The organism is Geodermatophilus sp. SYSU D00815, from assembly GCF_054050035.1.
Window position 1 is genome coordinate 41,924 of record NZ_JBJGYO010000020.1, and the last position, 26,499, is coordinate 68,422.

A 26,499-nucleotide genomic window follows, 5' to 3' on the forward strand; every position below is an offset into this window, starting at 1 on the left:
CGCTCGATTGGAGGGGTTGTCAACCGAGATGCACGCGCCCGCGGGCTGAGCAGCACCGATGCATCCCGTACGCTCCGGCGGGTGGCCGAGGATCTCCAACCGAGCCGGCGCCGCGCCACGCCGGAGGAGGTCAGCGCGCTCGCCTCGGCGGTGCGGCTGCGCATCCTGCGGCTCACCCTCGACGCCCCGATGACCAACCGCGAGCTGGCCGACCGGCTCGGCGTCGACCCGGCCACCGCGCTCTACCACGTGCGCCGCCTGGTGGCGGTGGGGCTGCTGGCCGCCGACCCGGCGCGACCGCGGCCGGCCGGCGGGGTGGAGATCCCCTACCGGGCCACCCGCCGGTCCTGGGCGCTGGAGCTCACCGAGGAGGAGAAGCCGACCGCGGCCATGCTCGACGCCTTCCTCAGCGAGGTCCGCGAGGCCGGCCTGGAGCGGATCGAGCAGGCCATCCGGCTGCGGGCCACGCTCAACCACGAGCGGCGCCGCGAGCTGGTCAGCCGCCTGTACGCGCTGTTCGACGAGTACGCCGCCACCGACGACCCCGACGGGCAACCCTGGGCGCTGTTCTTCGCGATGCACCCGGGCGAGCCGCCCGGCGCCGACCGGTCCGGCGGCGAGCAGGCGTCCTAGGGGGCGGACGGCAGGCGGCCGGGCCGCGGCCACAGCCGGGCGACGACCCGGCCCACCGGCACGGCGGGTCCGAAGGCCCGGCTGTCGTCGGTGACCAGCGGGTTGTCGCCGACCACCCAGGCGCCGTCGGGGTCGGTGCGCAGCACCCGCTTCACCACGAGCAGGTCGGGCCGGGCGGGGAACCGGGCCAGGACGACGGTGCCGGGCGCCACCGCGGCGCCGACGGGCAGCCGGCGCACCAGCAACCGGTCGCCGTGGCGCACCGTGGGTGACATGGACGGGCCGCTGACCCGGGCGAACACCCAGGCGGAGGGGAGCCGGCCGGCGCCGTTCCCGCTGTCGCTCCCGATCACCGCGAGTAGGGTCGCAGACGACCCGATCTCACGTCATCCGGAGGCACACCCATGCGTTTCCGCATGTTCTCCGCCGTCGAGGCCAGCGCGCACTGCGACCTCCCCTGCGGCGTGTACGACCCGGCCCAGGCCCGCATCGAGGCGGAGTCGGTCAAGGCCATCCAGGAGAAGTACCAGGCCAACGAGGACCCCGCCTTCCGCACCCGCGCGATCCTGATCAAGGAACAGCGGTCCGACCTGGTCAAGCACCACCTGTGGGTGCTGTGGACCGACTACTTCAAGCCGCCGCACTTCGAGAAGTACCCGCAGCTGCACGAGCTGTTCAACAAGGCCACCAAGCAGGCCGGTGCGGCCGGCGGCAAGGGCAGCATGGACCCGGCCGAGGGCCAGAAGCTGCTCGACTACATCGCCGAGATCGACAAGATCTTCTGGGAGACCAAGGCCGCCGCCTGAGCAGGGACCCCGTCCTCCTCGCCCTCGCCCGCTCGGCGCGGGCCCGGGACGGGGCCGGTGAGGCGCTCGACGGCGCCGGTCGACCTCCCCGTCGGCCGGCGCCGTCGCCGCCCGCCGCGTGCTGCGGTGCGCGGCAGTCCCGCCCGGTACCGTTTGCCCACGATGCGCATCGACCGGGCCGGGTGGCCCTTCATCACCGGGCCGCTCGCCCCCGCCGCCGTCCTGGCGGTCGCCGGCCGGCGCCGGACCCGGCTGCTGAGCTGGCCGTTCGTCCTGCTGTCCGCCTACATGGCGCTGTTCTTCCGCGACCCCGACCGGCGGTGCGACGTCGTGCCCCCGCCCCCCGACGACGTCCTCTCCCCCGCCGACGGCGTCGTGATGGTCGCCGGCGAGCCGCAGGAGGGCGTGGCCCCCGAACCGGCACCGGAGGGCGGCTGGCAGCAGGTCAGCGTGTTCCTGTCCGTGATCGACGTGCACGTGAACCGCTCGCCGTACCGGGGCGAGGTCGTCGAGAGCTCCTACCGCCGGGGCAGCTTCCTGGCCGCCTACCGCAAGGAGTCGGCCCACCGCAACGAGCGCAGCGAGATCTGGCTGCGCGAGGGCGACCGCACGGTGGTCTTCCGGCAGATCGTGGGCGTGCTCGCCCGCCGCATCGTCACCCGCACTGGGCCGGGTCGGCACCTGGCCACCGGCGAGCGCATGGGGCTGATGAAGTTCGGCTCCCGCATGGACGTCTTCGTGCCCCGGGAGTGCACCATCACGGTGCAGAAGGGCCAGCGGGTGCGGGGCGGGGAGACCGTCATCGCGCGCTGGCCCGGAACCCGCTGAGGGGGCGCGGAGCCGATGCCACCCACCAGGCGCACGGCCACCGTCGAGTTCGTCCGCGGCTCCGGCCGGCGGGCCCGCCGCCGGGCCCTGGCCACGCTGCCCAGCCTGTTCACGCTGGCCAACATGATGTGCGGCTTCGTCGCCATCCTCGTGTCGATCCGCGGCCAGTACACCCTGGCGGCCGTGCTGGTCGGCCTCTCCGTGGTCTTCGACATCACCGACGGCGCGGTGGCCCGGCTGGTCGGCGCGGTGACGCCGTTCGGGCTGCAGTTCGACTCGCTGGCCGACCTCGTCTCCTTCGGCATGGCCCCCGCGCTGCTGGCGTTCACCCTGTTCTCCGAGGGCGACGACGCCTTCGACCCGCTGGGCTGGATCGCCTGCGGGCTGTGGGTGGCGTGCGCGGCGATCCGGCTCGCCCGGTTCAACACCACGATCGACCCGACCGCCGACAAGCGGTACTTCGTCGGCATGCCCAGTCCCGGCGCGGCCGGCGTGGTGCTGGCCTCGGTCTTCGCCTTCGGCGACGAGATGCAGGGCCGTGACCGGCTGTGGGTTCTCCTGATCGTCGCCGTCCCGGCGCTGCTCATGATCAGCCGCATCCGGTTCCGCTCGTTCCGGTCGCTGGTCAGCCCCAAGAGCCGGCGGCCCTACGGCCTGATCGCCACCGCGGTCCTGCTCGTCGTCGGCTTCGCCACGGTCCCGGTGGTCACCGGCGTCGTCCTCGCCTACGGCTACCTGCTGGCACCGGTGCTGGTGCCGCTCCTCTCGCCGCTGGGCCGGCTGGTACCGGCCCGGGTCAAGGAGGTGCTCACGTGAGCGTGCGGCCGATCCGGCCGGGCGACGTCCCGGCCGTCGTGGGCCTGGTGCGGGAGCTGGCCGAGTACGAGAAGGCGCTGCACGAGGTCCGGCTGACCGAGGAGCAGCTGACCGCGTCGCTGTTCGGCGAGCGGCCGGCCCTCTTCGGCCACGTCGCCGACCTCGGCGGCGCCGTCGTCGGCATGGCGCTGTGGTTCCTCAACTTCTCCACCTGGCGCGGCACGCACGGCATCTACCTCGAGGACCTCTACGTGCAGCCGGAGCACCGCGGCTCCGGCCTCGGCAAGGAGCTGCTGCGCACGCTGGCCGAGACCTGCGTGCAGCGCGGCTACGACCGGCTCGAGTGGGCAGTGCTCGACTGGAACACGCCCTCGATCGACTTCTACCGGGCCCAGGGCGCGGTCCCGATGGACGAGTGGACCGTCTTCCGGCTCACCGACGACGCCCTGCGCACCTTCGCCCGCGTCCCGCGCTGACGTGGATCCGCGGGTCGTCGGCCTGCTGCGCCGCCTCGCGGAGATCGAGAGCGGCGAGGAAATCGCGACGACGGTCCTCGGCGGGGGCCGCCGCGAGACCGTGCGCCGCCCGCACGCGGAGGTGACCGAGCTGCGCCCCGAGGCCGGCGTGCTGGCGGTCCGGCACGGCACGCGGGTCGCGCGGCTGCACCTCCCCGAGGCGGAGGCGCTCGCGCTCCTGGCGACCGCGGCCGAGGACGCGTCCGCGGCGTGGGGCGAGCCGCTGTCGGCGGAGGAGGGCGCGGCGCGGCTCCTCTCCGTCTGGCTCGACGAGTCGGTGGCCACCCGGGAGCCGCACCCGACGGGGTGGTGGACCTACCGCGGCGCGGGGTTCGACCCCCTGCCGCCCTGGGAGGCGCACCGCGGCCGGCGGGCCTAGCCTTCCGGGGGTGGCGGACGCGGACCTGCCGGCGCTCGTGCGGCGCCGGCTGACCGAGCTGGACCTCACCCCCGAGCAGGCCTCGCGGCAGGCCCACTGGGCCGTGGCCCCGCAGACGATCGCGCGGCTGGCCGCCGGCCGGCACCGCGGCCCGGTGAGCGAGCGGCTGGCCGTCGCCCTCGCCCGCGCGCTCGGCGTCCCCGAGAACCGCGTGCGCCGCCTGGCCGGGCTGGCGGAGGTCCCGGATCCGCGGGTCGACGTCGAGACCGGGCCGCACCTGCGGCTGATCAGGGGCGGCGGCGGCCACGGCTAGGCTCGACGCCCGTGACCACCGACCGCAAGAAGGCCGACTGCTGGCTCACCGACATGGACGGCGTGCTGGTGCACGAGGGCAACGCCCTCCCGGGGGCCGCCGACTTCCTCCAGCGGCTGGTGGAGTGCGAGCGCCGGTTCCTCGTGCTGACCAACAACTCGATCTTCACCCCGCGCGACCTCGCCGCCCGCCTGTCGCGGTCGGGGCTGCACGTGCCCGAGGAGTCGATCTGGACCTCGGCGCTGGCCACGGCGGACTTCCTGTCCAGCCAGCTGCCGGGCGGCTCGGCCTACGTCATCGGCGAGGCCGGGCTGACCACCGCCCTCTACGAGGCCGGCTACACGCTCACCGACACCGACCCGGACTTCGTCGTCCTCGGCGAGACCCGGACGTACTCCTTCGAGGCCATCACCCGCGCGATCCGGCTGATCGGCGACGGGGCGCGGTTCATCGCCACCAACCCCGACGTCACCGGCCCCTCCCCCGAGGGCCCGCTGCCGGCCACCGGCTCGGTGGCCGCGATGATCACCAAGGCCACCGGCGCCGAGCCCTACTTCGTCGGCAAGCCCAACCCGATGATGTTCCGGAGCGCGATGAACCGGATCGAGGCGCACTCGGAGTCGACGGTGATGATCGGTGACCGCATGGACACCGACGTCGTGGCCGGCATCGAGGCCGGGCTGGAGACGATCCTGGTGCTGTCGGGCTCCACCCGCGCCACCGACGTCTCCCGCTTCCCGTTCCGCCCGAGCCGCGTCTGCGACTCGATCGCCGACGTCATCGACCTCGTCTAGGCCCGCTGCGAGCGGTGGGGGCGGACGGGTCCCTCAGTCGCCGCGGCGCTGGAAGTACGCCAGCCTGGCCTCGGGCGTGGCCAGCAGGTAGAGCGTGACGGCGACCGGCACCAGCATCGGGATGCCGACCTGCTGCTGCTCGTACTCGAACGCCGCCGTGAGCCCGATGGCGCCGAGCAGCAGCTGCACGGCGACCACCGGCCCGCGGGACCAGGCGGCCAGCCGCCACAGCCCCAGCGCGCACGCCGCGAGCAGGACCGCGCCGAGCAGCGCGAACGCCACCAGGCCCCAGGCGCCCTGCGCCTGGTCGGCGTCGCCGGTGAGGGTCCGCACCGCCATGTAGGCGGCCGCGGCGACGAGGGCCGCCGCCTCGAGCCCCACCACCAGGGCCGCCCAGCGGACGCTGCGCGGGGTCTCCGGCTCCTCCCGGGGCGGCTTGGGCGCCGACGGCTCGGCCGCGGCGCCCAGCAGCCGATCGGCGCGGCTGCGCCCGCGCGGCTGGTCGGTCGTCACGGCGGCGAGACTACGCGCGCCCCACCTGTCCCCCGCCTCGCGCGTGCGGCCGGTGGGACGGCGGTGCGCTGGTTAGCCTGACGGCATGCGTGCGCTCGTGGTGGTCAACCCGGCGGCGACCGCCACGACCGCGCGGGGCCGCGACGTCCTCGTGCGCGCGCTCGCCAGCGAGCTCAAGGTCGACGTGGTCGAGACCGAGCGGCGCGGGCACGGCCGGGAGCTCGGCGCCCGCGCCGTCGCCGACGGGTTCGACGTCGTGGTGACCCTGGGCGGCGACGGCACGGTCAACGAGGTGGTCAACGGCCTGCTCGAGCACGGCCCGGCGCCGCACCTGCCCGACCTCGCCGTCGTGCCCGGCGGCTCGACCAACGTGTTCGCGCGGGCCCTCGGGCTGCCCCGGCGCCCGATCGAGGCCACCGCGCAGATCCTCGAGGCCCTGCGCGCCGGGCGCAGCCGGCTGGTCTCCCTGGGGACGGTGAGCGCGACCGGCACGAGCGCCGCACCGGTGACGCAGCACGACGAGGCCAGCGCGCCGGCCGTCGCGGCCGCCGACGCCGCCGCCGACCCGGGCTGGGCGGCGCCGCGCTGGTTCGTCTTCGCCGCCGGGTTCGGCTTCGACGCCGACGTCATCGCCCGGGTGGAGGCGCAGCGGGCGCGGGGCCGGCGGTCCACGGGCGCGCTGTACGTCCGGGAGGCCACCGGCGCGTTCCTGCTCGGCACGGAGCGCCGGCGGCCCGCGATGACGCTCCGGGTGGACGGCGAACCGCCGGTCGACGGCCTGTTCCTCTGCCTGTTCTCCAACGTCAGCCCGTGGACCTACCTGGGCGCTCGGCCGGTCAACCCCAGCCCCGAGGCCTCCTTCGACACCGGCCTGGACGTCTTCGCCATGGGCCGCACGGGACCGCTGCGCATGCTGCACACGCTGCGGCAGGTCATGGCCCGCCGTCCGGACGCGCGGGGCCGCGGCGTGCACCGCTGGCACGACCTGCCGGAGGTGGAGGTCTCGGCGTCCCGCCCGCAGGGCTGGCAGGTCGACGGTGACCACCTGGGCACCGCCACGGGACTGCGGGTGCGCACCGTGCCGGCAGCCCTCCGCGTCATCGCCTGACGCCTGTCCCGCACAGTTCTCCCGCAGCCCGCGCACAGCCTCTGACCTGGGCTCCTAGCACAGAACCGGCCCTTGCGGTCAAGGCCTTCGCCGGAGTGGTGGACACGTCGAGTGGCGCGCCTATCACGCCCGTGGTGAGGTTGCTCACGAGGGGGTCCACGACGACCTCGATTCGCTTGACAGGCGTCCGGCTCGTGAAAACATCGCGAGAGGAACGCAACCTGCCGGTAACAAGAGCAGGTAGTCGCTGAGCCACGGCGCTGGGCAACCGGTGTCGGCCCGCGGAGCGGACCGAGGCCGTGCGACTAGTCGCAACCGTAGATGACACCGAGGAGTACACCGCCATGGACTGGCGCCACCGCGCCCTGTGCCGCGACGAGGACCCGGAGCTGTTCTTCCCCATCGGGACGACGGGTCCGGCGCTCGTGCAGATCGAGCAGGCGAAGGCGGTGTGCCGGCGCTGCCCGGTCGTCCAGTCGTGCCTCGACTGGGCGCTGCGCTCGGGCCAGGACTCGGGCGTGTGGGGCGGACTGTCGGAGGACGAGCGCCGCGCGCTCAAGCGCCGCCAGGCCCGCACCCGCGCCTACAGCGCCTGACGGGTACCACCCGACCCGAGCACCACTGGCGCGGCAGCACCGCGCACCACGCCGCGAGGCCGGTCCGGATCCCCGGACCGGCCTCGCGGCGTTCCGGGACGAGCCGGGACGAGCCGGGACACGGCCTCAGCGGCGCGGCAGCCCGGCGCCGGGCAGCGAGAGGACCACCTCGGTCCCCCGGCCGCTCCCCGCCGGCGGCCCCATCTCCAGGCTGCCGCCGAGCTCGCCGGTCACCAGGGTGCGCACGATCTGCAGCCCCAGCCCGTCGCTGGCCGCCGGGTCGAAGTCCTCGGGCAGGCCCAGCCCGTCGTCGCGCACCCGGACGACGAGGTCAGCGCCGTCGCGCTCGGCGACCAGCTCGATCGTGCCCGGCTCGCCGTCGCCGAAGGCGTGCTCGGCGGCGTTCTGCAGCAGCTCGGTGACCGCCATGACCAGCGGCGTCGCGGCGGCGGCGGGCATCTCGCCGAACGAGCCGACGCGGCGGGCCCGGGCCGCCGGGCCCACCACCGTGAGGTCGCCGAGCATGGGCAGCACCCGGTCGAGCACGTCGTCCACCTCGACGACGTCCTCCCGGCTGCCGGCCAGGGTCTCGTGGACGAGGGCGATCGACGCCACCCGCCGCACCGACTCCTCCAGCGCGGCCCGCGCCGCCGGCTCGGTCATCCGCCGGGCCTGCAGCCGGAGCAGGGCCGCGACGGTCTGCAGGTTGTTCTTCACCCGGTGGTGGATCTCCCGGATGGTGGCGTCCTTCGTCATGAGCGCCCGGTCGCGGCGCCGGACGTCGGTCACGTCGCGCACCAGCACCAGGGCCCCGGCCTCGGCGCCGGGCGCCTGCAGCGGCAGCGCGCGCACCAGCATCGTGGCGGCGGGGCCCTCGACGTCCATGGGGTCGGGGAAGCGGCCGGCGACCGCCGCGGCGATGCCGGCGGCGACCGCCTCGCCGGCCACCCGGTCGGCCGCCGCCGACCGCGTGAGCTCGCCCAGGTCGGCGCCGACGAGGTCGCCGGTCAGGCCCATCCGCCGGTAGGCCGAGAGCGCGTTGGGGCTGGCGTAGGTGGCTCGCCCCTCGCCGTCGAGGCGCACCAGGCCGTCGCCGACCCGGGGGCTCATCTCGGCGTCCTGCAGCTTCTGCGGCGGGAACGTGCCGGCCGACACCATCAGGCACAGGTCGGCGGCGATGTCGAGGTAGGTCAGCTCCAGCGTGGACGGCGAGCGGGTGACGGCGAGGTTGGTGTCCTTGGCCAGGACGGCGACGACGACGCCGTCGTGGCGCACCGGGATCACCTCGCGCCGGCGGGGGCTGGCGCCCGACCAGTCGGGCTCCCCCTCGGTGACCGGCCGGCCCTCGCGGTAGGCGACGACGAACGGCTCGGCGGCCGGCCCCGAGGCCTCGGCGCCGACCAGGTCGTCGGGCTGGCTGGTCGGCGCGGTCAGCGGCCGGACCTGCGCGACGCACCACCAGTTCCCGGTCCGCAGCGGCACCCACAGCGTGAGGTCGGCGAAGGCGAGGTCGGCCAGCAGCTGCCAGTCGGCGACCAGCCGGCGGGCGTGGTCGACCTGGGAGGGGTGGGAGGCCGACCCGCGGTGCAGGCGCTCGGACAGGCTGCTCATGGTGCCCCGAGCGTAGGTGGCCGCCCCTCCGGTCAGCGGGCTCGGGCGGCCCGCCGCGGGAGGTGGGGCCGCCGGCGGCGTCGCCCGGGGGCTCGCCTCTAGGCTGCCAGCCGTGGTCGAGACGTCCTCCCTGCGCGTGGCGGCGGCGACGCCCGCCGACTTCCCGCGCATCGCCGAGCTGACCGCCGGGATCTACCGCGACGAGGGGCTCGCGCCCGAGGAGTACCTGGCCGAGCTGCGCGACGTCGCCGGCCGGGCGCAGCGCGCCGAGCTGCTCGTCGCCCGCGACGGCGACGCGGTCGTGGGCAGCGTGGCGCTGGTGCTCGACGGCGACTTCGGCGAGATCACCGACTCGGCCGACGAGGCGGCGTTCCGCATGCTCGTGGTCGACCCGGCCGCGCGGGGCCGCGGTGTCGGGGAGCTGCTCGTGCACACCTGCCTGACCAAGGCGCGGGCGGCCGGCAAGCGGCGCATGGTGCTCTCCACCGACCCCAAGATGGTGTCCGCCCACCGGCTCTACGAGCGGCTGGGCTTCACCCGGCTGCCCGAGCGGGACTGGTCACCGCTGCCCGGCGTGCACCTGATGGCCTACGCGCTGGAGCTCTGAGGCCCCCTGCCGGGGGCCCGCCCCGAGCGTGAGAGCGGAGGGGGGCAGGCGGTCCTCACCCCTCGACGGTGGCGATGAGGTCGCCCTCCTGCAGGACCTCGCCCTCGCTGACGTGCAGCTCCTTGACCGTCCCGGCGCGCTCGGTGAGCACCGGGATCTCCATCTTCATGGACTCGAGGATGACCAGCGTGTCACCGGCGGCGACCTCGGTGCCCGGGGTGACGAGGACCTTCCAGACGCTGGAGACCATCTCCGCGTGGATCTCCTCCACCGCCACGCCGGACCTCCTCCGCAGTTGCCGTCCGCTGTCGAGCACATCCTGGCACGCCGGGCGGCCGGCGAGGGTCAGCCGGCGGGCGACGGCGCCCCGGCGGCGAGCCGCTCGAGGACGGCGCAGATCTCCTCGCCGTCGTGCGGCACCCCCGTCTCCGGCAGCCCGGAGAGCACCTCGCTGACGGCGCGAGCGGCAGTCGGGGTGTCCGCGGCGCCGGCGCTGACCGTGGCCAGCAGCGCGTCGTACCACCCGTCGAGCCGGTCGCGGGGGTCGTAGCCGCTGACCGCGACGACGTCGGCGCCGGCCACCGAGGTGCGCCCGCTGGCCGGCAGCCGGCCGGTGATCCGCCCCGCGGTGCCGGGCGGGAGCGTGGACCGCAGCTGCACGGCCACCGCCGCCCGCGGCGTGCCCGGGTGCGGGTCGGCCGCCCGCGCCCGGCGGCCGGAGGCGCTGCGCAGCGCCAGTTCGACGGCGTCGACCGCGTGCGCCCGCTCGAGCACCGCCATGTCGAGGGAGAACCCGGCCGCCACCTCTGCCAGCTCGCCGTCCGGGGCGATGCCGACGGTGACCAGGCCGCGCCAGCCGACGTCCTTGAGGCGGCGGGCGGCGGGCGGCGCCTCGACCGGCTCCGGCGTCCACGAGACGCGGGCGATCCCGGCGGCGCGGTCGCGGGACACCGGCGTGACGTAGCGCAAGCCCTCGTCGGTGACCCAGGCGAGGAAGCCGCGCTCGCTGGCCGGCTCGACGCCGTCGCCGCCGATCCGCTCGAGGACCTCGGGGTCGGGGCCGACCCAGATCAGCCCGGCGCGGCGCACCGCGGTGGCGAGGCGGGCGTTGCCGGCCAGGGCGGGGGGCACCGGCAGCACCGCGGCGGCGCCGCTGCGCAGGGCGGCCTCCACGATGCGGTCGACCGCGAGGTAGGACTGCGCCGCCGGCGCGGGGCCCAGCAGCACCGCGTCGTCGGCCAGCCGGACGTGCCGCGCGCCGCGCTCGGCCTCCGAGTGGACGGCGATCGCCTTGACCCCGAGCCGGGTGCACGCGGCGACGGCCGCGCACGCCGCGGGGCCGCGTCCGGCGACGAGCACGCTCTCGATCCCCAGGTCCATCTCTCCGCCCAGCTCCCCGCAACGCCGCCCCGTCCGGCTCGGCGCCGGACCTCCCCGTGAGAGGCTTGTCCTGTCAGCTTGGCCGGTCGGCCGCCCGCACACACCCCGTGGGCGCCATTGTCCCGGCCGCACCGACGAAGCGGTCCACCCGGGCCGAGACCACCCCCACTCCGAGGAGGCAGCCATGTCCAAGCGTGGACGCAAGCGTCGCAGCCGCAAGAACAGCAAGGCCAACCACGGCAAGCGGCCCAACGCCTGACCGGGGGCCCCGTCCACCCGGACGGGACCGAGAAGGGCCCGGCTCCCCCTGGGAGCCGGGCCCTCCGCGTTCATCCCCGCTCAGGCGGGCGTGGGTCGCTCCCCCGGCTCGCGGACCACCTCGGTGGTCACCTTCTCGACGGTGACCTGGGTGCCGTCCTCCTCGAAGGCGACGGTCGTCAGCTGCAGCTTGATCCGCTCCCGCAGCCCGGGGGGCGGGACGTCGCCGCCGCAGCGGCGGCGGACCAGCGCCTTGAACTCCTGCTCGATGCCGAACTGGCGCAGGCAGCTCGAGCACTCCTCGAGGTGCTCGGCGATCACCGCCCGGCGGGAGTCGGCGGTCTCGTGGTCCAGGAACTCGAACACGTGCGACAGGACGTCGTCGCAGGAGTGGATCTCGATCGGCTCGCCCACGTGAGCGTCGTCGGTCACTTGGAACTCGCCTCCTCCCCGGCCCCGGCGCGGACGAAGCCGCGCTCGCGGGCGTAGTCGGCCAGCAGCTTCTGCAGACCCCGCCGGCCGCGGTGCAGCCGGGACATCACCGTGCCGATGGGCGTGCCCATGATCTCGGCGATCTCCTTGTAGGCGAACCCCTCGACGTCGGCGAGGTAGACCGCGAGCCGGAAGTCCTCGGGCAGCTGCTGCAGGGCCTCCTTGATGTCGGAGTCCGGCAGGTGGTCCAGCGCCTCGATCTCGGCCGAGCGCAGCCCGCTGGAACTGTGCTCCTCGGCGGCGTACAGCTGCCAGTCCTGCACCTGGTCGGTGGGGTACTGCTGCGGCTGCCGCTGCTTCTTGCGGTAGCTGTTGATGTAGGTGTTGGTCAGGATCCGGTACAGCCAGGCCTTGAGGTTCGTGCCCTCGGCGAACTGGTGGAAGGCCGAGTAGGCCTTGACGAACGTCTCCTGGACCAGGTCCTCGGCGTCGGCCGGGTTGCGGGTCATCCGCAGGGCGGCCGGGTAGAGCTGGTCCAGGTAGGGCAGCGCGTCGCGCTCGAAGCGGGCGTCGCGCTGCTCGCGGGTCTCGGCGACCTGCGTGCGGCTGCCGCCCTCCCGGGCCTCCGGGACCTCCACCGGGGCGCCCACGACCGGGGCACCGTGCTGCTCGTCGACCGGATTGCTGCTGGTGGGCTCCTCGGGCACCGACCGTCCTCTCTGCGACCCCCGCATGCGGGAGACCACGTCGGTCGATCCTAGTCGCGGGGCATCCGGGCGGCCCGGGGGCCGATTGCTTGCGGACCGCTGACGGGCGGTGGAGACGGTGCTGCTCACGGCTCCTTCAACCGCGCCGACTCGGGACCGATTCCCCGTCCGGGTGATCGCTACGCTTTCCCGCCGTGGCGGGAACCCCGGCGGTGACGGTGCTGCAGAAGGCGCGGGTGCCGCACACCCTCCACCCCTACGACCCCGAGCACCCCGCCGGCCAGGGGCACGGGGAGGCGGCCGTCGCCGCGCTGGGCGCCGACCCGCGGCGGGTGTTCAAGACCCTCGTGGCCCGGGTGGACGGCGCGCTGACGGTGGCGGTGGTGCCCGTCGCCGGGTCGCTGGACCTCAAGGCCCTGGCCGCCGCCGTGGGCGGCCGCAAGGCGGTCATGGCCGACCCGGCCGACGCCGAGCGCAGCAGCGGCTACGTCGTCGGCGGCATCAGCCCGCTCGGCCAGCGCAAGGCCCTGCCCACGGTGGTCGACGACTCGGCGCTGGGCTTCGCGACCGTCTACGTCAGCGCGGGCAGGCGCGGCCTGCAGGTGGAGCTGCCGCCCGCGGAGCTGGTGAGCCTCACCCGCGCGCGGACGGCGTCGATCGGCCGCTGAGCGGTCGAGCGCGAGACCGGGGTTCTCGGGGTCTGCGCGCCCGCCCGGGACCCCGCTTCCCCGATCTGGCGACGGCGGAGGCCACCGAGGCCGGGTGCCGACGCCCCCTCAGGGCCGGGCGGTGGTGGTGAGCAGCTGGTCGACCGGGGCGTGGTCGTCGGTGAGCACCTCGGCGTCCCCGATGAAGCGGCTCAGCTCATCGCCCTCGGCCACCTCCCACCCGACGCCCTGGGCGGCCATGGCCCGCTCGACCGCGTCCAGCGGCAACGGCGAGCGCGAGGCGAGGACGACGACGTTGCCGCCGTCCTCCCCGGCGAGGACCGGCGCGCGGGCGAGCAGCGCCACGTGCGGGAACACCTCCCGCAGCGTCGCCAGCTCGGCGCGGGCGAACCCGAGCGGCGGGCGGTCGATGAGGTTCGCGGCGTAGATGCCGTCGTCGGTCAGGGCGGCGTCGACCAGTTCGAGGGCCTCGACCGTGGTGAGCTGCCAGGGCACCGACAGGCCGCCGAAGGCGTCGCCGACCACGAGGTCGCGCTCCCCCGCCGGCTCGTCGGCCAGCCCGACCCGGGCGTCCACGACCCGCACCCGCAGCCGGTCGGAGGTCTGCAGACCCAGCTGCTCCCGGTCGATGGCCACCACGCCGGGATCGACCTCCAGCACGAGGCTGTCGGAGCCGGGCCGGGTCTCGGCGAGGTACCGCGGGACCGTGAGCCCGCCGCCGCCGAGGTGCAGCGCCGACACCGGCTGCCCGGGCGGCGCCACCACGTCGGCCACCGCGGCGATCGCGCGCACGTACTGGAACTCCAGGTACGTCGGGTCGGCCAGGTCGACGTAGGAGTGCCGCAGGGTGTCGAGCATGAGCACCCGGCCGGTCTCCCGCTGCGGGTCGGCCACGACGCGGGCGCAGTGGTAGGCGGTCTCCTCCTCGCACCGGCTGGGCGCGACGGCGGCCAGCGCGGACACCCCCACCGCGGCGACGATCAGCGCGACCGGCGGCTTCGCCGCGGGGGTGCGGCGCCGCAGCAGCAGCGCCAGGCCGACGCCGGCGACGACCACGAGCAGGCCCGCGCCGACCAGGATGACGCTGCTGGGCAGCACGGCGATGAGCACGAAGCCGGTGGCGAAGGTGGCCGCGATGGCGCCGAGGGTCCCGATGCCGGACAGCCGGCCGACGACCGCGCCGGTCTCGGCGAGGCTGGCCAGCTGGAGCTTCACGACCATCGGCGGGACGGCGGAGAGCAGCGCCGCCGGCACGACGACGGCGACCGCGGCCAGCAGCAGCACGTTGCCGGCCTGGGCGCCGGTGAGCGCCTCACCGGTGAACCGAACCAGCGGCAGGACGGCGACGGTCAGCGCGCCGCCGCCGACCATCAGCGGCGGGATGAGCCGGCGCGGGTCGCCGCGGTCGGCCGCCGCGCCCCCCGACCAGGCCCCGATCGCGATCGCCGCCAGCGCGAAGCCGATGACCGCGGTGCTCGTCTCGAGCGTGACCCCGACGTAGGGCGCGATCAGCCGCAGCCCGACGATCTCCAGGACCAGCACCACACCCGACGTCAGGAACGTGGCGCCGGCGGCCACCCAGCCGGGCAGCGCGGCGGGAGCGTCCTGCCCCGCCGTCCCGGGTCCGCCCACGTCAGAACAGCGCGGGCTGGTCGGCGGGCGCGCTCACCGACTCCGCCCGGCCCTCGAGCTCGGGGCCGTTGTTCTTCACGTTGTTGACCCGGGTGCTCACCGGCCGCAGCTCCAGGGCCTCCACCAGGTCCGGCGGGGTGGGCTGCGCCAGGGCGTCGACGTCCTCCCGGCCCGGGTCGAGCCAGTCGGCCCACCGGTCCGGCGGCAGCACCAGCGGCATGCGCTCGTGGATCTCCTGCAGCGCCCCGACGGCCGGCGCGGTGACCACGGTGCAGGTGTAGAGCCGGTCGTCGCCCTCGCCCCAGACCTCCCACAGCCCGGCGAAGGCCAGCACGGAGCCGTCCCGGGGGGTGATGAAGTAGGGCTGCTTGCCCGGCGTGTCCAGGCGCTTGGCCCACTCGTACCAGCCGTCGGCGGGCACCAGGCAGCGGCGGCTGCGCGCCGCCCTGCGGAACGCCGGCTTCTCGGTCAGCGACTCGACGCGGGCGTTGAGCAGCCGGTTGCCCACCGACGGGTCCTTGGCCCACGACGGCACCAGCCCCCAGCGGACGGCGCGCAGCTCGCGGTGGCCGCCCCCGGTGCGGGCGCCCTCGGCGTCGCGCTCCTTCTTGTGCCGCACGACGTAGACGTCCTTGGTCGGGGCGACGTTGTAGTCGGCGGGCAGCGGCGGTTGCCCCTCGGCCCTCACCGCCTCGAACTGGACGACGAGGTCGTCGGGGCTGCGGCTGGCGGCGTAGCGACCGCACATGGGGCCCTCCTCAAGACCGGCTGCCCCGACTCTAGGTGGCCCCTGCGACAGCCATCGACGCACGCGTGACGACCGGGGGGCCGGGTAGGGGCGCTACCGGAGACGACGACCCGAGGACGAGGATCCGGACGTGACCGCTACGCAGACCCCACCCACCGAGCAGCCGAAGACCGCCGGCGACGCCGGTGCCCGCCCGTACCGGACGGTCAACCCCTACACCGGCGAGGTCGAGCAGGAGTTCCCGTTCCTCGACACCGACGCCGTCGACGGCGTGGTCGAGAAGGCGCACGCCGCCTTCCTGGAGTGGCGCCGGCTCCCGGTCGAGGAGCGCGCCCGGATCGTCGGCCGCGCCGGTGAGCTGATGCTCGAGCGCGCCGACGAGTTCGCCGCCCTCGTGACCCGGGAGATGGGCAAGCGCATCAAGGAGGCGGCCGGCGAGGTGCAGCTGGCCGCGAGCATCCTGGCCTACTACGCGGAGAACGGCCCCCGCTTCCTCGAGCCCCGGCGCATCGACGTGATGCAGGGCGAGGCCGTCGTCGAGAACGAGCCGATCGGCGTGATCCTGGCGATCGAGCCGTGGAACTACCCCCTCTACCAGGTCGTCCGCGTCGCCGGCCCGAACCTGGTGCTGGGCAACGCGATCCTGCTCAAGCACGCCGAGCTCAACCCGCAGACCGCGCTGGCGATCGAGCGGTGCTTCCTCGACGCCGGCGTGCCGGAGGGCGTCTACACCAACGTCTTCCTGCGCATCCCCGACGTGGAGAAGGTGATCGCGCACCGCCTGGTGCAGGGCGTGACGCTGACCGGCAGCGAGCGGGCCGGCAGCAGCGTCGCCTCCCTCGCGGGCAAGCACCTGAAGAAGTCGGTGCTCGAGCTGGGCGGCTCCGACCCGTTCATCGTGCTCGACACCGAGGACCTCGGCCGCACGGTCAAGGCCGCCACCACGGGTCGGATGCAGAACAGCGGGCAGGCCTGCATCGCCGCCAAGCGGCTGATCGTCACCGAGGACGTCTACGAGCCGTTCGTCGAGGGGCTCAAGCAGGCGTTCGCCTCCTTCTCCCCCGGCGACCCGAGCGACCCGTCGACGTCGCTGGCCCCGCTGTCGAGCGAGCAGGCGGCGAAGGACCTGCACGCGCAGATCCAGGACGCGATCGACAAGGGCGCCACCGTCGTCACCGGCGGCGGCCGCCCCGACCACCCCGGCGCCTTCGTCGAGCCGACGATCCTCACCGACGTCACGCCGGAGATGCGGGCGTACCACGAGGAGCTGTTCGGCCCGGCCGCCGTCGTCTACAAGGTGGCGAGCGAGGAGGAGGCGGTCGCGCTGGCCAACGACAGCGACTTCGGCCTCGGCGCCGCCGTCTTCTCCAGCGACCTCGACAAGGCCCGGGCGGTCGCCGACCGGATCGACGCCGGCATGGTGTGGGTCAACCAGCCCACCGGCTCCTCCGCGGAGCTGCCCTTCGGCGGCGTCAAGCGCTCCGGCTACGGGCGCGAGCTGTCCGAGCTGGGCATGTTCGAGTTCGCCAACCGCAAGCTCACCCGCGTGCTGCCGGCCAAGAAGGCGAGCAAGCCGCAGGCGGGCTGAGGGACGACCCCGTCCAGGGGCCACGGCAGAATCACGTCCGTGACGGAGATCTGGGCGACGCCGCACCGCTCGGCGCCGGTCGACGCGGTCGTCCGCCTGCCCGGATCCAAGTCGCTCACCGCCCGTGCGCTGGTGCTGGCCGCTCTCGCCGACGGCCCGAGCCGGATCGTGCGGCCGCTGCGCGCCCGCGACACCGACCTCATGGCCGCGGGGCTGCGCGCCCTCGGCGTCCGGATCGACGAGGACGGCGGCGACTGGGTGGTCACGCCCGGGCGGCTGCGCGGCCCGGCCGACGTGGACGCCGGGCTCGCCGGCACCGTCCTGCGGTTCCTGCCGCCGGTGGCGGCGCTGGCCGACGGCCCGGTCCGGGTGGACGGCGACCCGCGGCTGCGCGAGCGGCCCAACGCCGGTCTGCTCGCCGCCCTGCGCACCCTCGGGGTGGAGGTCGACGACGGCGGCCGCGGCCGGGCGCCGTTCACCGTGCACGGCACCGGGCGGGTGGCCGGCGGCGCGGTGACGGTCGACGCGAGCGAGTCCTCGCAGATCGTCTCGGGCCTGCTGCTGGCCGCCGCCCGGTTCGCCGGCGGCGTCGACCTGGCCCTGGCCGGCGGGGTGCCGTCGATGCCGCACGTGGAGATGACGGTGACCACGCTGCGGGAGCACCGGGTCGACGTCGTCGCCACCCCGCGCGGCTGGCGGGTCGCGCCCGGCCGGATCGCCGCCCTGGACCGGGTGGTCGAGCCCGACCTGTCCAACGCCGCGCCCTTCCTGGCCGCCGCGCTGGTCACCGGCGGGCGGGTCACCGTGCCGGACTGGCCCGAGGTCACCACGCAGCCGGGCGCGCAGCTGGACGGGCTGCTCACCGCGATGGGCGCGGCGGTGGAGCGCGCCGACGGCAGCCTGACCGTGACCGGCAGCGGGCGGATCCGGCCGCTCGTCGCCGACCTCGGCGAGGTCGGCGAGCTGACGCCGGTGCTCGCGGCGCTGTGCGCGCTGGCCGACGGGCCGTCGCGGCTCACCGGCATCGGCCACCTGCGCGGCCACGAGACCGACCGCCTGCAGGCGCTCGACGAGGTGCTCACCGCCGTGGGCGCGCGGGTGGAGCAGCTGCCCGACGGACTGGTCGTCGAGCCGGGTCCCGGCCGCCCGGCCCGGCTGGACTCCTACGCCGACCACCGCATGGTGCACGCCGGCGCGGTCCTCGGCCTCGCCATCGACGGCGTCGAGGTGGCCGACCCCGGCGCGGTGAGCAAGACGCTGCCCGACTTCGTCGAGCGCTGGCACGGGCTGCTCGGCGACCCGGTCGGAGCCGACCGCTGAGCCCCCGCAGCATCGACAGCCGGTTCGACGAGGACGACGTCCGCGTCCGGCCGAACCGGCGCGGCTCCCGCCCGCGCACCCGGCAGCGGCCGGCGCACGAGGACGCGCTGCCCGGGCTGGTGATCGCCGTCGACCGCGGCCGGATGACCGTGCGGCTCGACGGGTCGGGCGTGGAGGTCACCGCCATGCGGGCGCGCGAGCTGGGCCGGCACGGCGTCGTCGTGGGCGACCGCGTGCGCGTCGTCGGCGACACCAGCGGCCGGCCCGACACCCTGGCCCGCATCGTCGTCATCGAGGAGCGGACGACGGTGCTGCGCCGCACCGCCGACGACACCGACCCCACCGAGCGGGTCGTCGTCGCCAACGCCGACCAGCTCGTCGTCGTCACCGCGGTGGTCGACCCGGAGCCGGCGCTCGGCTTCCTCGACCGCTGCCTGGTGGCCGCCTACGCCGGCGGGCTCGACCCGCTCCTGTGCTTCACCAAGACCGACCTGGGCAGCCCGCGGGCGCTGCTGGACCGCTACGCCGGCCTCGACCTCGACGCGGTCGCGGTCTCCCGGGAGCAGCCGCTCGACGAGCTGGTCGACCGGCTGCACCTGCGGATGAGCGTGTTCGTCGGGCAGTCCGGCGTCGGCAAGTCGACCCTGGTCAACCGGCTCGTGCCCGACGCCTACCGGGCGACCGGCGAGGTGACGAAGGTGGGCAAGGGCCGGCACACGTCGTCGTCGGCCGTGCTGCTCGACCTGCCCGGCGGCGGCACCGTGATCGACACCCCGGGCATCCGCTCCTTCGGTCTGGCGCACGTCACCGCCGAGGACGTGCTGGCCGCCTTCGACGACCTCGAGGAGGCCTCGGTCGACTGCCCGCCCGGCTGCGGGCACACCGCCGAGGACCCCGACTGCGCGCTCGACGCGTGGGCGGCGGACGGTCCGCCGGCGCGGGCCGAGCGGCTGGCCAGCTTCCGCCGGCTGGTCGACGCCGTCGGCCAGCTCGGCCCCGGCTACTGACCGCGGCCACCTCCGGCGGGCTTTCGGTACAGAAAGCCCGGGGCTCCGGCGGGCTTCCTGCACCGAAAGCTCGGTGGCGGTGGGGTGGGTCAGCGCCGGAACAGGACGTCGGCCATCGGCTCGTCGACGGCCTCGATGCGCAGCTCGTGGCCGTTGCCGCGCGGCAGGTCGAGCAGCTCCTCGGTGAGCACGCAGACACCGGTGCCGACGTCGAGCCGGACCCGCCAGCGGTCGGGGTAGGCGCCGGGCTGCCGGGGCAGCGGGTAGCCGTTCGACTCCCACTCGCGGCGGGCGTTCTCCAGCGAGTCGAGCAGGGCGCAGCAGCCGCAGCGCGGGTCGTACGACGCCGTCGTGCGGACGACGGCCTCCCACGCCGGCCGGCCGTGGTGGTCGACCTCGGCCACACCCTCGACGACGAGCGGCGGACCGTCCTCCCCGTCGGCGAGCTCGACCGGGTCGAGCATCGCCACCCAGAAGTAGTTCTCGTAGAAGGGCGCGTCCGTGTCGAGCACCCAGCGCGGGGGTCGCTGCGCCACCAGGCCGTCGGGGCGGAACACCGGCGCCGGCGCCGGCGGCACGGCCGCAGGGGCGCGTCCCGGCGCGGTGAGCACGACGCGCGCGCCGGGGGCCGGGGGCTGGACGCCGGCCTGCAGGACGGCGCCGGCGGCGGTCTCGACCCGCAGCGCGTCCGGCCGGCGCACCCACGCCCGGATCACCGGCTCCCACGCGCCGTCGCGGTACCGCCCGCTGGTGAACCGCAGCGTCGACCAGCGCCACGGCGAGGACCGGGCGAGCGCGGCGAGGTCGACGGCGCTGACCACGCCGGGAGTCTGACGGCCGGACCGGCGCGGGGCGACCGGTTTCCGCGGGCGGGAACGGCCGGTCGTCGACGGGCGGTGCTCCCCGCCCACGTTCAGACGTCGACGTAGCCGCCGGTGCGCCAGTAGACGCCGCCCTCCCGGCTGAGCAGCCCCTCGTCGACCAGGTAGCGGCGCAGCGCCGCGTGGTCGGGGTACCAGACGGCGAGCAGCGCGTTGACCTCGCGTTCGGGGTAGCGGACGCCCGGCTCGAACACGCGCACGAGGTGCTCGAGCACCACCCGCCGCTTCGACTGCTGAGCGGGGATCGACACCAGCCGCCCGCCGCGCACGAAGGCCGACAGCACGGCGTCCTCGGCCGGGTCCGGCGAGAGCGGCTCGGCCGGCGGGGCGGCCGCCGCGGCGGCGCGGGCGGCCGTGCCGAAGCGGTCGGCCCGCAGCTCCAGCACCCGGCCGTCGCGGCGCACCAGCCCGCCGCGGGCCAGCCGGCGGGCGGCGAGGGCGACGTCCTTGAGCGGCAGCCCGGTGGCCTCCGCGACCTCCTCGAGCGTCCCGGCGCCCAGCGCGAGGGCGGCCACGACCTTCAACCGGGTGTCGTCGGCGAGCAGCCCGACGAGGGTCGCGGCGTCCACTCCCCGACCGTATGCGCTCGGTCCGGTCCCGCTACCAGTAGGTTCGGGATCCATGACGTCGGGCTTGGGTTTCACCGAGGACATGCGGCTGGCCCACGTGCTGGCCGACCAGGCCGACGCGATCAGCATGGAGCGGTTCCGCGCCCAGGACCTCAAGGTCGACACCAAGCCCGACCTCACCCCGGTCACCGACGCCGACCGGGCGGTCGAGGAGCAGCTGCGCACCACCCTCGACCGGGCGCGGCACCGCGACGCCGTCATCGGTGAGGAGTTCGGCACCACCGGCCACGGCTCCCGCCGCTGGGTCCTCGACCCCATCGACGGCACCAAGAACTTCGTCCGCGGTGTGCCGGTGTGGGCGACGCTCATCGCGCTGCTGGACGGCGACGAACCGGTGGTCGGCCTGGTGTCGGCGCCGGCGCTGAACCGGCGCTGGTGGGCGGCCAAGGACGTCGGCGCGTGGACCGGCCGGCGGTTGGAGTCGGCCACCCGCTGCCAGGTGTCGGGCGTGCGCGACCTGTCGGACGCCAGCCTCAGCTACTCGAGCCTCTCGGGCTGGGAGGAGCGGGGCCTCCTCGGCGGCTTCCTCGACCTGACCCGGTCGGTGTGGCGCACCCGGGCCTACGGCGACTTCTGGAGCTACGTGCTGCTGGCCGAGGGTGCGGTCGACGTGGCCTGCGAGCCGGAGGTGTCGCTGTGGGACCTCGCCGCGCTCGACGTCGTCGTGCGCGAGGCCGGCGGGCGGTTCACCGCGCTCACCGGGCAGCCGGGACCGGCCGGCGGCAGCGCGCTGGCGACCAACGGGGTGCTGCACGACGCCGCGCTGGCGATGCTGCGCCCGCCCCCAGAGGCCGCATGAGGAAGGGCGCGCCCCCAGCGGGGCGCGCCCTTCCCGTCGTGCGGGTCAGCGGGGTGTGGTGCCCCCGGGGCCGCCGGAGAACCGGCGGCGGAGCCCCTCGATCTTCGCCCGGTTCTTCGGGTCCTTGGCGAACTGCTGCGCCTTGCCGGCGGCGTCACGCAGCAGCTGCTGACCCCGCGGGCTCTTGGCGAACTCGCTGACCTTGCCGAACATCGACGACTTCATCGCGCTCCTCCTTCGCGGCGGGGCCAGGGGAAGCGGCCCGTCTCCGATCAGAACGGTGCCCGCCCGGGGGCGGTTCCATGCGCGGCGGGGCGCGCGTCGAGGCCCGCGGCCCGCCCGGCCAGCAGCGCGGCGCCGATCGCGGAGGCGCTGCGCAGGGGCACGTACCGCAGCGACCGGCCGAGGACCTCGGCGAGCAGCTGCCGCACCAGCGGCTCCCGCCCGCCGCCCCCGGTGAGGACGACGTCGCCGTCCGGGCGCTCCAGCAGGGCGAAGGCGGCGCCGACCGCCTGCACGACCCCCTCGACGGCGGCGCGCGCCAGATCGGCCCGCGTGGTCCCCGGGCCGAGCCCGGTCCAGCTGCCGCGGTCCTCGGGGCCGGCGACGCCGCCGCGCTCGCCGGTGAGGAAGGGCCGGAACCGCACGCCGCCGGCGCCGGCGGGCACCGAGCCCGCCGCGGCGAAGAAGTCGGGCCACGAGAACCCGAGCACCTGGCGCACCCACGCCCAGGCCGAGCCGCCGTTCTGCAGCGCGGCCATCGCGTACCAGCCGCCGTCGACGTCGGCGTACCGGTGCACGGGCGGGTCGTCGGCGGCGACCGGCCGCGCGCCCGCGTGCAGCACCTGGACGCCGGTGCCCAGGTTGACCAGCACGCCGTCGCCCATCCCCGCGGCGAGCAGCGCCAGCGGGGTGTCCGCGCCGCCGACCACGACCGGCACCTCGCCGACGGCCAGCCGCGCCGTCCCCACCACCTCCGCCGACGGGCGGACGGCGGGCAGCAGGCCGGCCGGCACCCCGGCCGCGGCCACCGCCGCGGCCGACCAGCCGTCGGCGACGACGTCCCAGAGCAGCGTGGCGGAGGCGTCGCTGCGGTCGGTGACCAGCGGCGACCCGGCGACCAGGCCGGCGCGCAGCGCGTCCTTCGGCAGCAGGACGGCGGCGGCGCGGTCGACCGCGGCCGGCTCGTGCGCGGCCAGCCAGGCCAGCAGCGGGCCGGTCATGCCGGGCACGAGCGGGTTGGCCAGCGCGGCCCGGTCGGCCGGCGGCAGGGCGCGCCAGCGCGCGACCTCGGCGGTGGCCCGCGAGTCGGCCCACAGCAGCGCGGGCGTCAGCGCCGCCCCGGCCCGGTCGACGAGCACCGCTCCGTGCATCTGCCCGGAGAGCCCGAGCCCGAGCACGCGGGCGCCGGCCGGCAGGTCCAGCCGGCCGAGCCCCTCCTCGAGCGCCCCGGCCCAGGTGCCGACGTCGTTCTGCGCCCACCCCGGCTGCGGCCGGTCGGGCTCGTAGCCCGCCTCGGCCTCGGCGACCACCGTCCCGTCGGCGGCGAGCGCGACCACCTTCAGGCCGCTGGTGCCGACGTCGGCGCCGAGCATCAGGTCCACGAGGTCAGCGGGCGTGCGCGAAGCCGCCCGAGCGCCCGTTGCGGTCGGCGAGCAGCCCGGCGAGCGTGGACACCGCGATCTCCGCCGGGGTGCGGGAGCCGATGTCGAGCCCGATCGGGCGGCGCACCCGCGCCACCTCCTCCGGCGGCACCCCCAGCGCGGCCAGCGCCGCCACGTGCGGACCCTCGTGCCGCGGGTTGCCCATGACGCCCACCCAGCGGACCGGGCGGACCAGCGCGTCCCGCAGCAGCACGCCCAGCTCGTCGCGGTGGTGGTCGGTCACCACGACGTCGGCGTCCGCCGCGGCGAGGTCGTCGTCCAGCTCGTCGAACCCGGCGACGACGACGTCGGCGACGGCCGCCGCGCGGCGCGCGGCGTCGGGCTCGACCAGCACCGTGCGGAAGCCGAGGTCGGCGCCGTAGCGGACCAGGCACGCCGAGACCGGCGAGGCGAAGACGGCGACCAGCACGCGGCCGGCGGGCCGCTCGGCCGCCGCGCCGTGGGCGACGCCGCAGTTCGGATCGGTCATGCCCGCATCCTCACCCGTCGAGGGAGCGGACCACCACGTCGGCGGGCTCGGGCGAGGAGAGGACGTCGGAGCGGGGTGCGGCCGGGTCGTCGTGCCGTGCGGGCGGCCACCGTCCGGCGAACCCGTCGGCCGGCGGTCTGGTGGGATGGGAGCGACCGACCACCCGCCCGAGGAGGCGCCCCCGTGCAGTACGCCGAGTCCGTCCTGGACCTGATCGGCGGCACCCCGCTGGTCCGGCTGCGGAGCGTGACCCGCGACCTGGGTCCCGACGCGCCGCTGGTGCTGGCCAAGGTCGAGTACCTCAACCCCGGCGGGTCGGTGAAGGACCGCATCGCCGTCCGCATGGTGGACGCCGCCGAGGAGGCCGGGATCCTGCGGCCGGGCGGCACGATCGTCGAGCCCACCAGCGGCAACACCGGCGTCGGGCTGGCCCTGGTGGCGCAGCAGCGCGGCTACCGGTGCATCTTCGTCTGCCCCGACAAGGTGGGCCAGGACAAGATCAACGTGCTCAAGGCGTACGGCGCGGAGGTCGTCGTCTGCCCCACCGCCGTCGACCCGGCCGACCCCCGCTCCTACTACTCGGTCTCCGACCGGCTGGCCCGTGAGACCCCCGGCGGCTGGAAGCCCGACCAGTACTCCAACCCGGCCAACCCGCGGTCGCACTACGAGACGACCGGGCCGGAGATCTGGGCGCAGACCGAGGGCCGGGTCACCGCGTTCGTCACCGGGGCGGGCACCGGCGGCACGATCAGCGGCGTCGGGCGCTACCTCAAGGAGGTCTCCGGCGGGCGGGTGCGCGTCGTCGGCGCCGACCCGGAGGGGTCGGTGTACTCCGGCGGCACCGGCCGCCCGTACCTGGTCGAGGGCGTCGGCGAGGACTTCTGGCCGTCGACCTACGACCAGTCGGTGCCCGACGAGATCGTCGCCGTCTCCGACGCCGACTCCTTCGCGATGACCCGGCGGCTGGCCCGCGAGGAGGGCATGCTGGTCGGCGGCTCGTGCGGGATGGCCGTCGTCGCCGCGTTGCGCGTGGCGCGGACCCTGACCAAGGACGACGTCCTGGTCGTCCTGCTGCCCGACGGCGGCCGCGGCTACCTCGGCAAGATCTTCAACGACCAGTGGATGGCCGACTACGGCTTCCTCGAGGTCGCCGGCGGCGAGACCGTGGGCGAGCTGCTCACCGCGAAGTCGGGGGCGACGCCGACGCTGGTGCACACGCACCCGAACGAGACCGTCCGCGAGGCGATCGACATCCTGCGCGAGTACGGCGTGAGCCAGCTGCCGGTGGTCCGCGCCGAGCCCCCGGTCACCGCCGGCGAGGTGGTGGGCGCCGTCGACGAGAAGGTGCTGCTCGACGCCCTGTTCGCCGGCCGGGCCAGCCTGGCCGACCGGGTGGAGCGGCACATGTCCGACCCGCTGCCGATCATCGGCTCCGGTGAGCCGGTCAGCGCCGCGGTCGCCGCCCTCGGGTCGGCCGACGCGCTGGTGGTGCACGTCGACGGCAAGCCGGCCGGGGTGGTCACCCGCCAGGACGTGCTCGGCCACCTGGCCGGCCTCGCGCCTACCGTCGGGTCATGACCGGCTTCAACACCCGCGCCATCCACGCGGGCCAGGACCCCGACCCGGCCACCGGCGCGGTCATCGTGCCGCTGCACCTGACCACCACCTACAAGCAGGACGGCGTCGGCGGGCTGCGCGGCGGCTACGAGTACAGCCGCAGCGGCAACCCCACCCGGACGGCGCTGCAGGAGGCGCTGGCGTCGCTGGAGCAGGGCGCGGCCGGCCTGGCCTTCGCCTCCGGGCTGGCCGCCGAGGACACGCTGCTGCGCACGGTGTGCGTGCCGGGTTCGCACGTGGTGCTCGCCGGCGACGCCTACGGCGGGACGTTCCGCCTGCTGTCGAAGGTGCTCGCCCGCTGGGGCGTCACCCACACGCCGGTGGACCTGGGCGACCTCGACGCCGTCCGCGCCGCCGTCCGGCCCGGGACGCGGGTGGTGTGGTGCGAGACGCCCACCAACCCGCTGCTCAACGTCGCCGACATCGCCGGGCTGGCGTCGGTGGCGCACGACGCCGGCGCGCTGCTCGTCGTCGACAACACCTTCGCCTCGCCGTACCTGCAGCAGCCGCTGACCCTCGGCGCCGACGTCGTCGTCCACTCCACGACGAAGTACCTCGGCGGGCACTCCGACGTGGTCGGCGGCGCCCTGGTGGTCGCCGACGCCGGGCTCGGCGAGGAGCTGGCGTTCCACCAGAACGCGATGGGCGCGGTCAACGGGCCGTTCGACGCGTGGCTGGTGCTGCGCGGCATCAAGACCCTCGGCGTGCGCATGGACCGGCACTCGGCCAACGCCGCCGCGGTCGCCGACTTCCTGCTGCGGCACGACGCGGTGGGCGCCGTCCTCTACCCCGGGCTGCCCGACCACCCCGGGCACGACCTCGCCGCCAAGCAGATGTCCGGCTTCGGCGGGATGCTGTCGTTCCGCCTCACCGGCGGCGAGGAGGCGGCGCTGCGCGTCTGCGAGCGGGCGCGGCTGTTCACGCTGGCCGAGTCGCTGGGCGGGGTCGAGTCGCTGATCGAGCACCCGGGGCGGATGACCCACGCCAGCGCCGCCGGCTCGCCGCTCGAGGTGCCCGGCGACCTGGTGCGGCTGTCGGTGGGCATCGAGGACGTCGACGACCTGCTCGCCGACCTGGAGCACGCGCTCGCCTGAGAAGGACCCCCTGGCTCCCCGCCGCTCGCACGCTCGCGGCGGGGACCCTGCAAGGGGGCCACGTGCGCCCGTCGCGGGGGGCAGAAT

33 protein-coding genes are annotated in these 26,499 nt (G+C 75.7%); 19 read left to right on the top strand and 14 right to left on the bottom strand.

What is annotated here, in order from left to right; all coding sequences use genetic code 11:
- The first annotated feature begins 81 nt into the window (after positions 1-81).
- Positions 82-633: an ArsR/SmtB family transcription factor gene (locus tag ACI78S_RS18750; RefSeq protein WP_456976107.1), complete on the top strand. Its 552-nt coding sequence runs from the start codon at positions 82-84 to the stop codon at positions 631-633.
- On the opposite strand, the gene ACI78S_RS18755 is transcribed toward ACI78S_RS18750, so the two are convergent.
- Positions 630-986, bottom strand: coding sequence for a S26 family signal peptidase (locus ACI78S_RS18755; protein ID WP_456976109.1), 357 nt, complete (start codon positions 984-986; stop codon positions 630-632). The genes ACI78S_RS18750 and ACI78S_RS18755 overlap by 4 nt on opposite strands.
- Positions 987-1,037: 51 nt before the next feature.
- On the opposite strand from ACI78S_RS18755, the gene sodN reads away from it, so the two are divergent.
- The 7 genes from sodN (at position 1,038) to ACI78S_RS18790 (ending at position 5,084) form a co-directional block, all read left to right on the top strand.
- On the top strand, positions 1,038-1,439 hold the full coding sequence (gene sodN / locus ACI78S_RS18760; RefSeq protein WP_456976111.1) for a superoxide dismutase, Ni: 402 nt from the start codon (positions 1,038-1,040) through the stop codon (positions 1,437-1,439).
- Between the two features lie 162 nt (positions 1,440-1,601).
- Positions 1,602-2,267, top strand: coding sequence for a phosphatidylserine decarboxylase (locus tag ACI78S_RS18765; RefSeq protein ID WP_456976113.1), 666 nt, complete (start codon positions 1,602-1,604; stop codon positions 2,265-2,267).
- A gap of 15 nt (positions 2,268-2,282) precedes the next feature.
- On the top strand, positions 2,283-3,083 hold the full coding sequence (pssA, locus tag ACI78S_RS18770; protein ID WP_456976115.1) for a CDP-diacylglycerol--serine O-phosphatidyltransferase: 801 nt from the start codon (positions 2,283-2,285) through the stop codon (positions 3,081-3,083).
- Positions 3,080-3,559, top strand: a complete 480-nt coding sequence (locus ACI78S_RS18775) for an N-acetyltransferase family protein (protein WP_456976117.1) — start codon at positions 3,080-3,082, stop codon at positions 3,557-3,559. The genes pssA and ACI78S_RS18775 overlap by 4 nt, the downstream gene beginning before the upstream one ends.
- A gap of 1 nt (position 3,560) precedes the next feature.
- Complete coding sequence (locus ACI78S_RS18780; RefSeq protein WP_456976119.1) at positions 3,561-3,977, top strand: hypothetical protein; 417 nt, start codon at positions 3,561-3,563, stop codon at positions 3,975-3,977.
- A 10-nt stretch (positions 3,978-3,987) separates the two neighbouring features.
- Positions 3,988-4,290, top strand: a complete 303-nt coding sequence (locus tag ACI78S_RS18785; protein ID WP_456976121.1) for a helix-turn-helix domain-containing protein — start codon at positions 3,988-3,990, stop codon at positions 4,288-4,290.
- 11 nt (positions 4,291-4,301) lie between these two features.
- Positions 4,302-5,084, top strand: a complete 783-nt coding sequence (locus ACI78S_RS18790; protein WP_456976123.1) for an HAD-IIA family hydrolase — start codon at positions 4,302-4,304, stop codon at positions 5,082-5,084.
- A gap of 33 nt (positions 5,085-5,117) precedes the next feature.
- Here ACI78S_RS18790 and ACI78S_RS18795 read toward each other — a convergent pair whose 3' ends face one another.
- Positions 5,118-5,597, bottom strand: a complete 480-nt coding sequence (locus ACI78S_RS18795; protein ID WP_456976125.1) for a hypothetical protein — start codon at positions 5,595-5,597, stop codon at positions 5,118-5,120.
- Positions 5,598-5,682: 85 nt separating this feature from the next.
- On the opposite strand from ACI78S_RS18795, the gene ACI78S_RS18800 reads away from it, so the two are divergent.
- Positions 5,683-6,705 carry a diacylglycerol/lipid kinase family protein gene (locus ACI78S_RS18800; RefSeq protein WP_456976127.1) on the top strand — a complete coding sequence of 341 codons (1,023 nt, stop codon included), beginning with the start codon at positions 5,683-5,685 and terminating at the stop codon, positions 6,703-6,705.
- Between the two features lie 299 nt (positions 6,706-7,004).
- The gene (locus tag ACI78S_RS18805) at positions 7,005-7,301 is read left to right on the top strand and encodes a WhiB family transcriptional regulator (protein WP_456976129.1); all 297 of its coding nucleotides are present in this window, start codon (positions 7,005-7,007) and stop codon (positions 7,299-7,301) included.
- A 126-nt stretch (positions 7,302-7,427) separates the two neighbouring features.
- On the opposite strand, the gene ACI78S_RS18810 is transcribed toward ACI78S_RS18805, so the two are convergent.
- The gene (locus ACI78S_RS18810) at positions 7,428-8,912 is read right to left on the bottom strand and encodes a sensor histidine kinase (protein ID WP_456976131.1); all 1,485 of its coding nucleotides are present in this window, start codon (positions 8,910-8,912) and stop codon (positions 7,428-7,430) included.
- A 112-nt stretch (positions 8,913-9,024) separates the two neighbouring features.
- Between ACI78S_RS18810 and ACI78S_RS18815 the strand changes: the two genes are divergently transcribed.
- Positions 9,025-9,519 carry a GNAT family N-acetyltransferase gene (locus ACI78S_RS18815; protein ID WP_456976133.1) on the top strand — a complete coding sequence of 165 codons (495 nt, stop codon included), beginning with the start codon at positions 9,025-9,027 and terminating at the stop codon, positions 9,517-9,519.
- Between the two features lie 55 nt (positions 9,520-9,574).
- Here ACI78S_RS18815 and ACI78S_RS18820 read toward each other — a convergent pair whose 3' ends face one another.
- Positions 9,575-9,796 (bottom strand): biotin/lipoyl-binding carrier protein, encoded by a 222-nt coding sequence (locus tag ACI78S_RS18820; protein ID WP_456976135.1) that lies wholly within the window; start codon positions 9,794-9,796, stop codon positions 9,575-9,577.
- Positions 9,797-9,864: 68 nt separating this feature from the next.
- Entirely contained in the window at positions 9,865-10,899 is a 1,035-nt protein-coding gene (locus ACI78S_RS18825; RefSeq protein ID WP_456976137.1) for a biotin carboxylase N-terminal domain-containing protein, read from the bottom strand.
- A gap of 184 nt (positions 10,900-11,083) precedes the next feature.
- On the opposite strand from ACI78S_RS18825, the gene ACI78S_RS18830 reads away from it, so the two are divergent.
- Complete coding sequence (locus ACI78S_RS18830) at positions 11,084-11,158, top strand: 50S ribosomal protein bL37 (RefSeq protein ID WP_456976215.1); 75 nt, start codon at positions 11,084-11,086, stop codon at positions 11,156-11,158.
- Positions 11,159-11,238: 80 nt separating this feature from the next.
- Here the strand turns inward: ACI78S_RS18830 and rsrA are convergent, their stop codons facing one another.
- Positions 11,239-11,589, bottom strand: coding sequence for a mycothiol system anti-sigma-R factor (gene rsrA, locus ACI78S_RS18835; RefSeq protein ID WP_456976139.1), 351 nt, complete (start codon positions 11,587-11,589; stop codon positions 11,239-11,241).
- On the bottom strand, positions 11,586-12,296 hold the full coding sequence (locus tag ACI78S_RS18840; protein WP_456976141.1) for a sigma-70 family RNA polymerase sigma factor: 711 nt from the start codon (positions 12,294-12,296) through the stop codon (positions 11,586-11,588). The genes rsrA and ACI78S_RS18840 overlap by 4 nt, the downstream gene beginning before the upstream one ends.
- A gap of 194 nt (positions 12,297-12,490) precedes the next feature.
- Between ACI78S_RS18840 and ybaK the strand changes: the two genes are divergently transcribed.
- Entirely contained in the window at positions 12,491-12,964 is a 474-nt protein-coding gene (gene ybaK, locus ACI78S_RS18845) for a Cys-tRNA(Pro) deacylase (protein WP_456976143.1), read from the top strand.
- A 108-nt stretch (positions 12,965-13,072) separates the two neighbouring features.
- On the opposite strand, the gene ACI78S_RS18850 is transcribed toward ybaK, so the two are convergent.
- Together ACI78S_RS18850 and ACI78S_RS18855 are read right to left on the bottom strand one after the other, a co-directional pair.
- The gene (locus tag ACI78S_RS18850; RefSeq protein WP_456976145.1) at positions 13,073-14,596 is read right to left on the bottom strand and encodes a fused MFS/spermidine synthase; all 1,524 of its coding nucleotides are present in this window, start codon (positions 14,594-14,596) and stop codon (positions 13,073-13,075) included.
- Between the two features lies 1 nt (position 14,597).
- Entirely contained in the window at positions 14,598-15,344 is a 747-nt protein-coding gene (locus ACI78S_RS18855; RefSeq protein WP_456976147.1) for an SOS response-associated peptidase, read from the bottom strand.
- A gap of 130 nt (positions 15,345-15,474) precedes the next feature.
- On the opposite strand from ACI78S_RS18855, the gene ACI78S_RS18860 reads away from it, so the two are divergent.
- The 3 genes from ACI78S_RS18860 to rsgA all read left to right on the top strand — a co-directional run bounded on the left by ACI78S_RS18860 (position 15,475) and on the right by rsgA (position 19,259).
- Positions 15,475-16,932, top strand: a complete 1,458-nt coding sequence (locus tag ACI78S_RS18860; protein WP_456976149.1) for an NAD-dependent succinate-semialdehyde dehydrogenase — start codon at positions 15,475-15,477, stop codon at positions 16,930-16,932.
- 39 nt (positions 16,933-16,971) lie between these two features.
- Positions 16,972-18,252 carry a 3-phosphoshikimate 1-carboxyvinyltransferase gene (gene aroA, locus ACI78S_RS18865; RefSeq protein WP_456976151.1) on the top strand — a complete coding sequence of 427 codons (1,281 nt, stop codon included), beginning with the start codon at positions 16,972-16,974 and terminating at the stop codon, positions 18,250-18,252.
- Positions 18,253-18,371: 119 nt separating this feature from the next.
- Positions 18,372-19,259 (top strand): ribosome small subunit-dependent GTPase A, encoded by an 888-nt coding sequence (gene rsgA / locus ACI78S_RS18870; protein ID WP_456976153.1) that lies wholly within the window; start codon positions 18,372-18,374, stop codon positions 19,257-19,259.
- Positions 19,260-19,348: 89 nt separating this feature from the next.
- Here rsgA and ACI78S_RS18875 read toward each other — a convergent pair whose 3' ends face one another.
- On the bottom strand, positions 19,349-20,080 hold the full coding sequence (locus tag ACI78S_RS18875) for a hypothetical protein (protein WP_456976155.1): 732 nt from the start codon (positions 20,078-20,080) through the stop codon (positions 19,349-19,351).
- Positions 20,081-20,172: 92 nt separating this feature from the next.
- Positions 20,173-20,709, bottom strand: coding sequence for a DUF2087 domain-containing protein (locus ACI78S_RS18880; protein WP_456976157.1), 537 nt, complete (start codon positions 20,707-20,709; stop codon positions 20,173-20,175).
- 52 nt (positions 20,710-20,761) lie between these two features.
- Here ACI78S_RS18880 and hisN point away from each other — a divergent pair, with 52 nt between their 5' ends.
- Positions 20,762-21,568: a histidinol-phosphatase gene (gene hisN, locus ACI78S_RS18885; protein ID WP_456976159.1), complete on the top strand. Its 807-nt coding sequence runs from the start codon at positions 20,762-20,764 to the stop codon at positions 21,566-21,568.
- Positions 21,569-21,613: 45 nt separating this feature from the next.
- On the opposite strand, the gene ACI78S_RS18890 is transcribed toward hisN, so the two are convergent.
- The 3 genes from ACI78S_RS18890 to ACI78S_RS18900 are packed head-to-tail and all read right to left on the bottom strand — an operon-like array spanning position 21,614 to position 23,701.
- Entirely contained in the window at positions 21,614-21,793 is a 180-nt protein-coding gene (locus tag ACI78S_RS18890) for a hypothetical protein (RefSeq protein WP_456976161.1), read from the bottom strand.
- Between the two features lie 47 nt (positions 21,794-21,840).
- Positions 21,841-23,163 carry an FGGY family carbohydrate kinase gene (locus ACI78S_RS18895; protein WP_456976217.1) on the bottom strand — a complete coding sequence of 441 codons (1,323 nt, stop codon included), beginning with the start codon at positions 23,161-23,163 and terminating at the stop codon, positions 21,841-21,843.
- A 13-nt stretch (positions 23,164-23,176) separates the two neighbouring features.
- Positions 23,177-23,701, bottom strand: coding sequence for an XdhC family protein (locus ACI78S_RS18900; RefSeq protein WP_456976163.1), 525 nt, complete (start codon positions 23,699-23,701; stop codon positions 23,177-23,179).
- A gap of 183 nt (positions 23,702-23,884) precedes the next feature.
- Here ACI78S_RS18900 and ACI78S_RS18905 point away from each other — a divergent pair, with 183 nt between their 5' ends.
- Positions 23,885-25,279 carry a cystathionine beta-synthase gene (locus tag ACI78S_RS18905; protein ID WP_456976165.1) on the top strand — a complete coding sequence of 465 codons (1,395 nt, stop codon included), beginning with the start codon at positions 23,885-23,887 and terminating at the stop codon, positions 25,277-25,279.
- The gene (locus ACI78S_RS18910) at positions 25,276-26,412 is read left to right on the top strand and encodes a cystathionine gamma-synthase (RefSeq protein ID WP_456976167.1); all 1,137 of its coding nucleotides are present in this window, start codon (positions 25,276-25,278) and stop codon (positions 26,410-26,412) included. The genes ACI78S_RS18905 and ACI78S_RS18910 overlap by 4 nt, the downstream gene beginning before the upstream one ends.
- Positions 26,413-26,499: the final 87 nt, after the last annotated feature.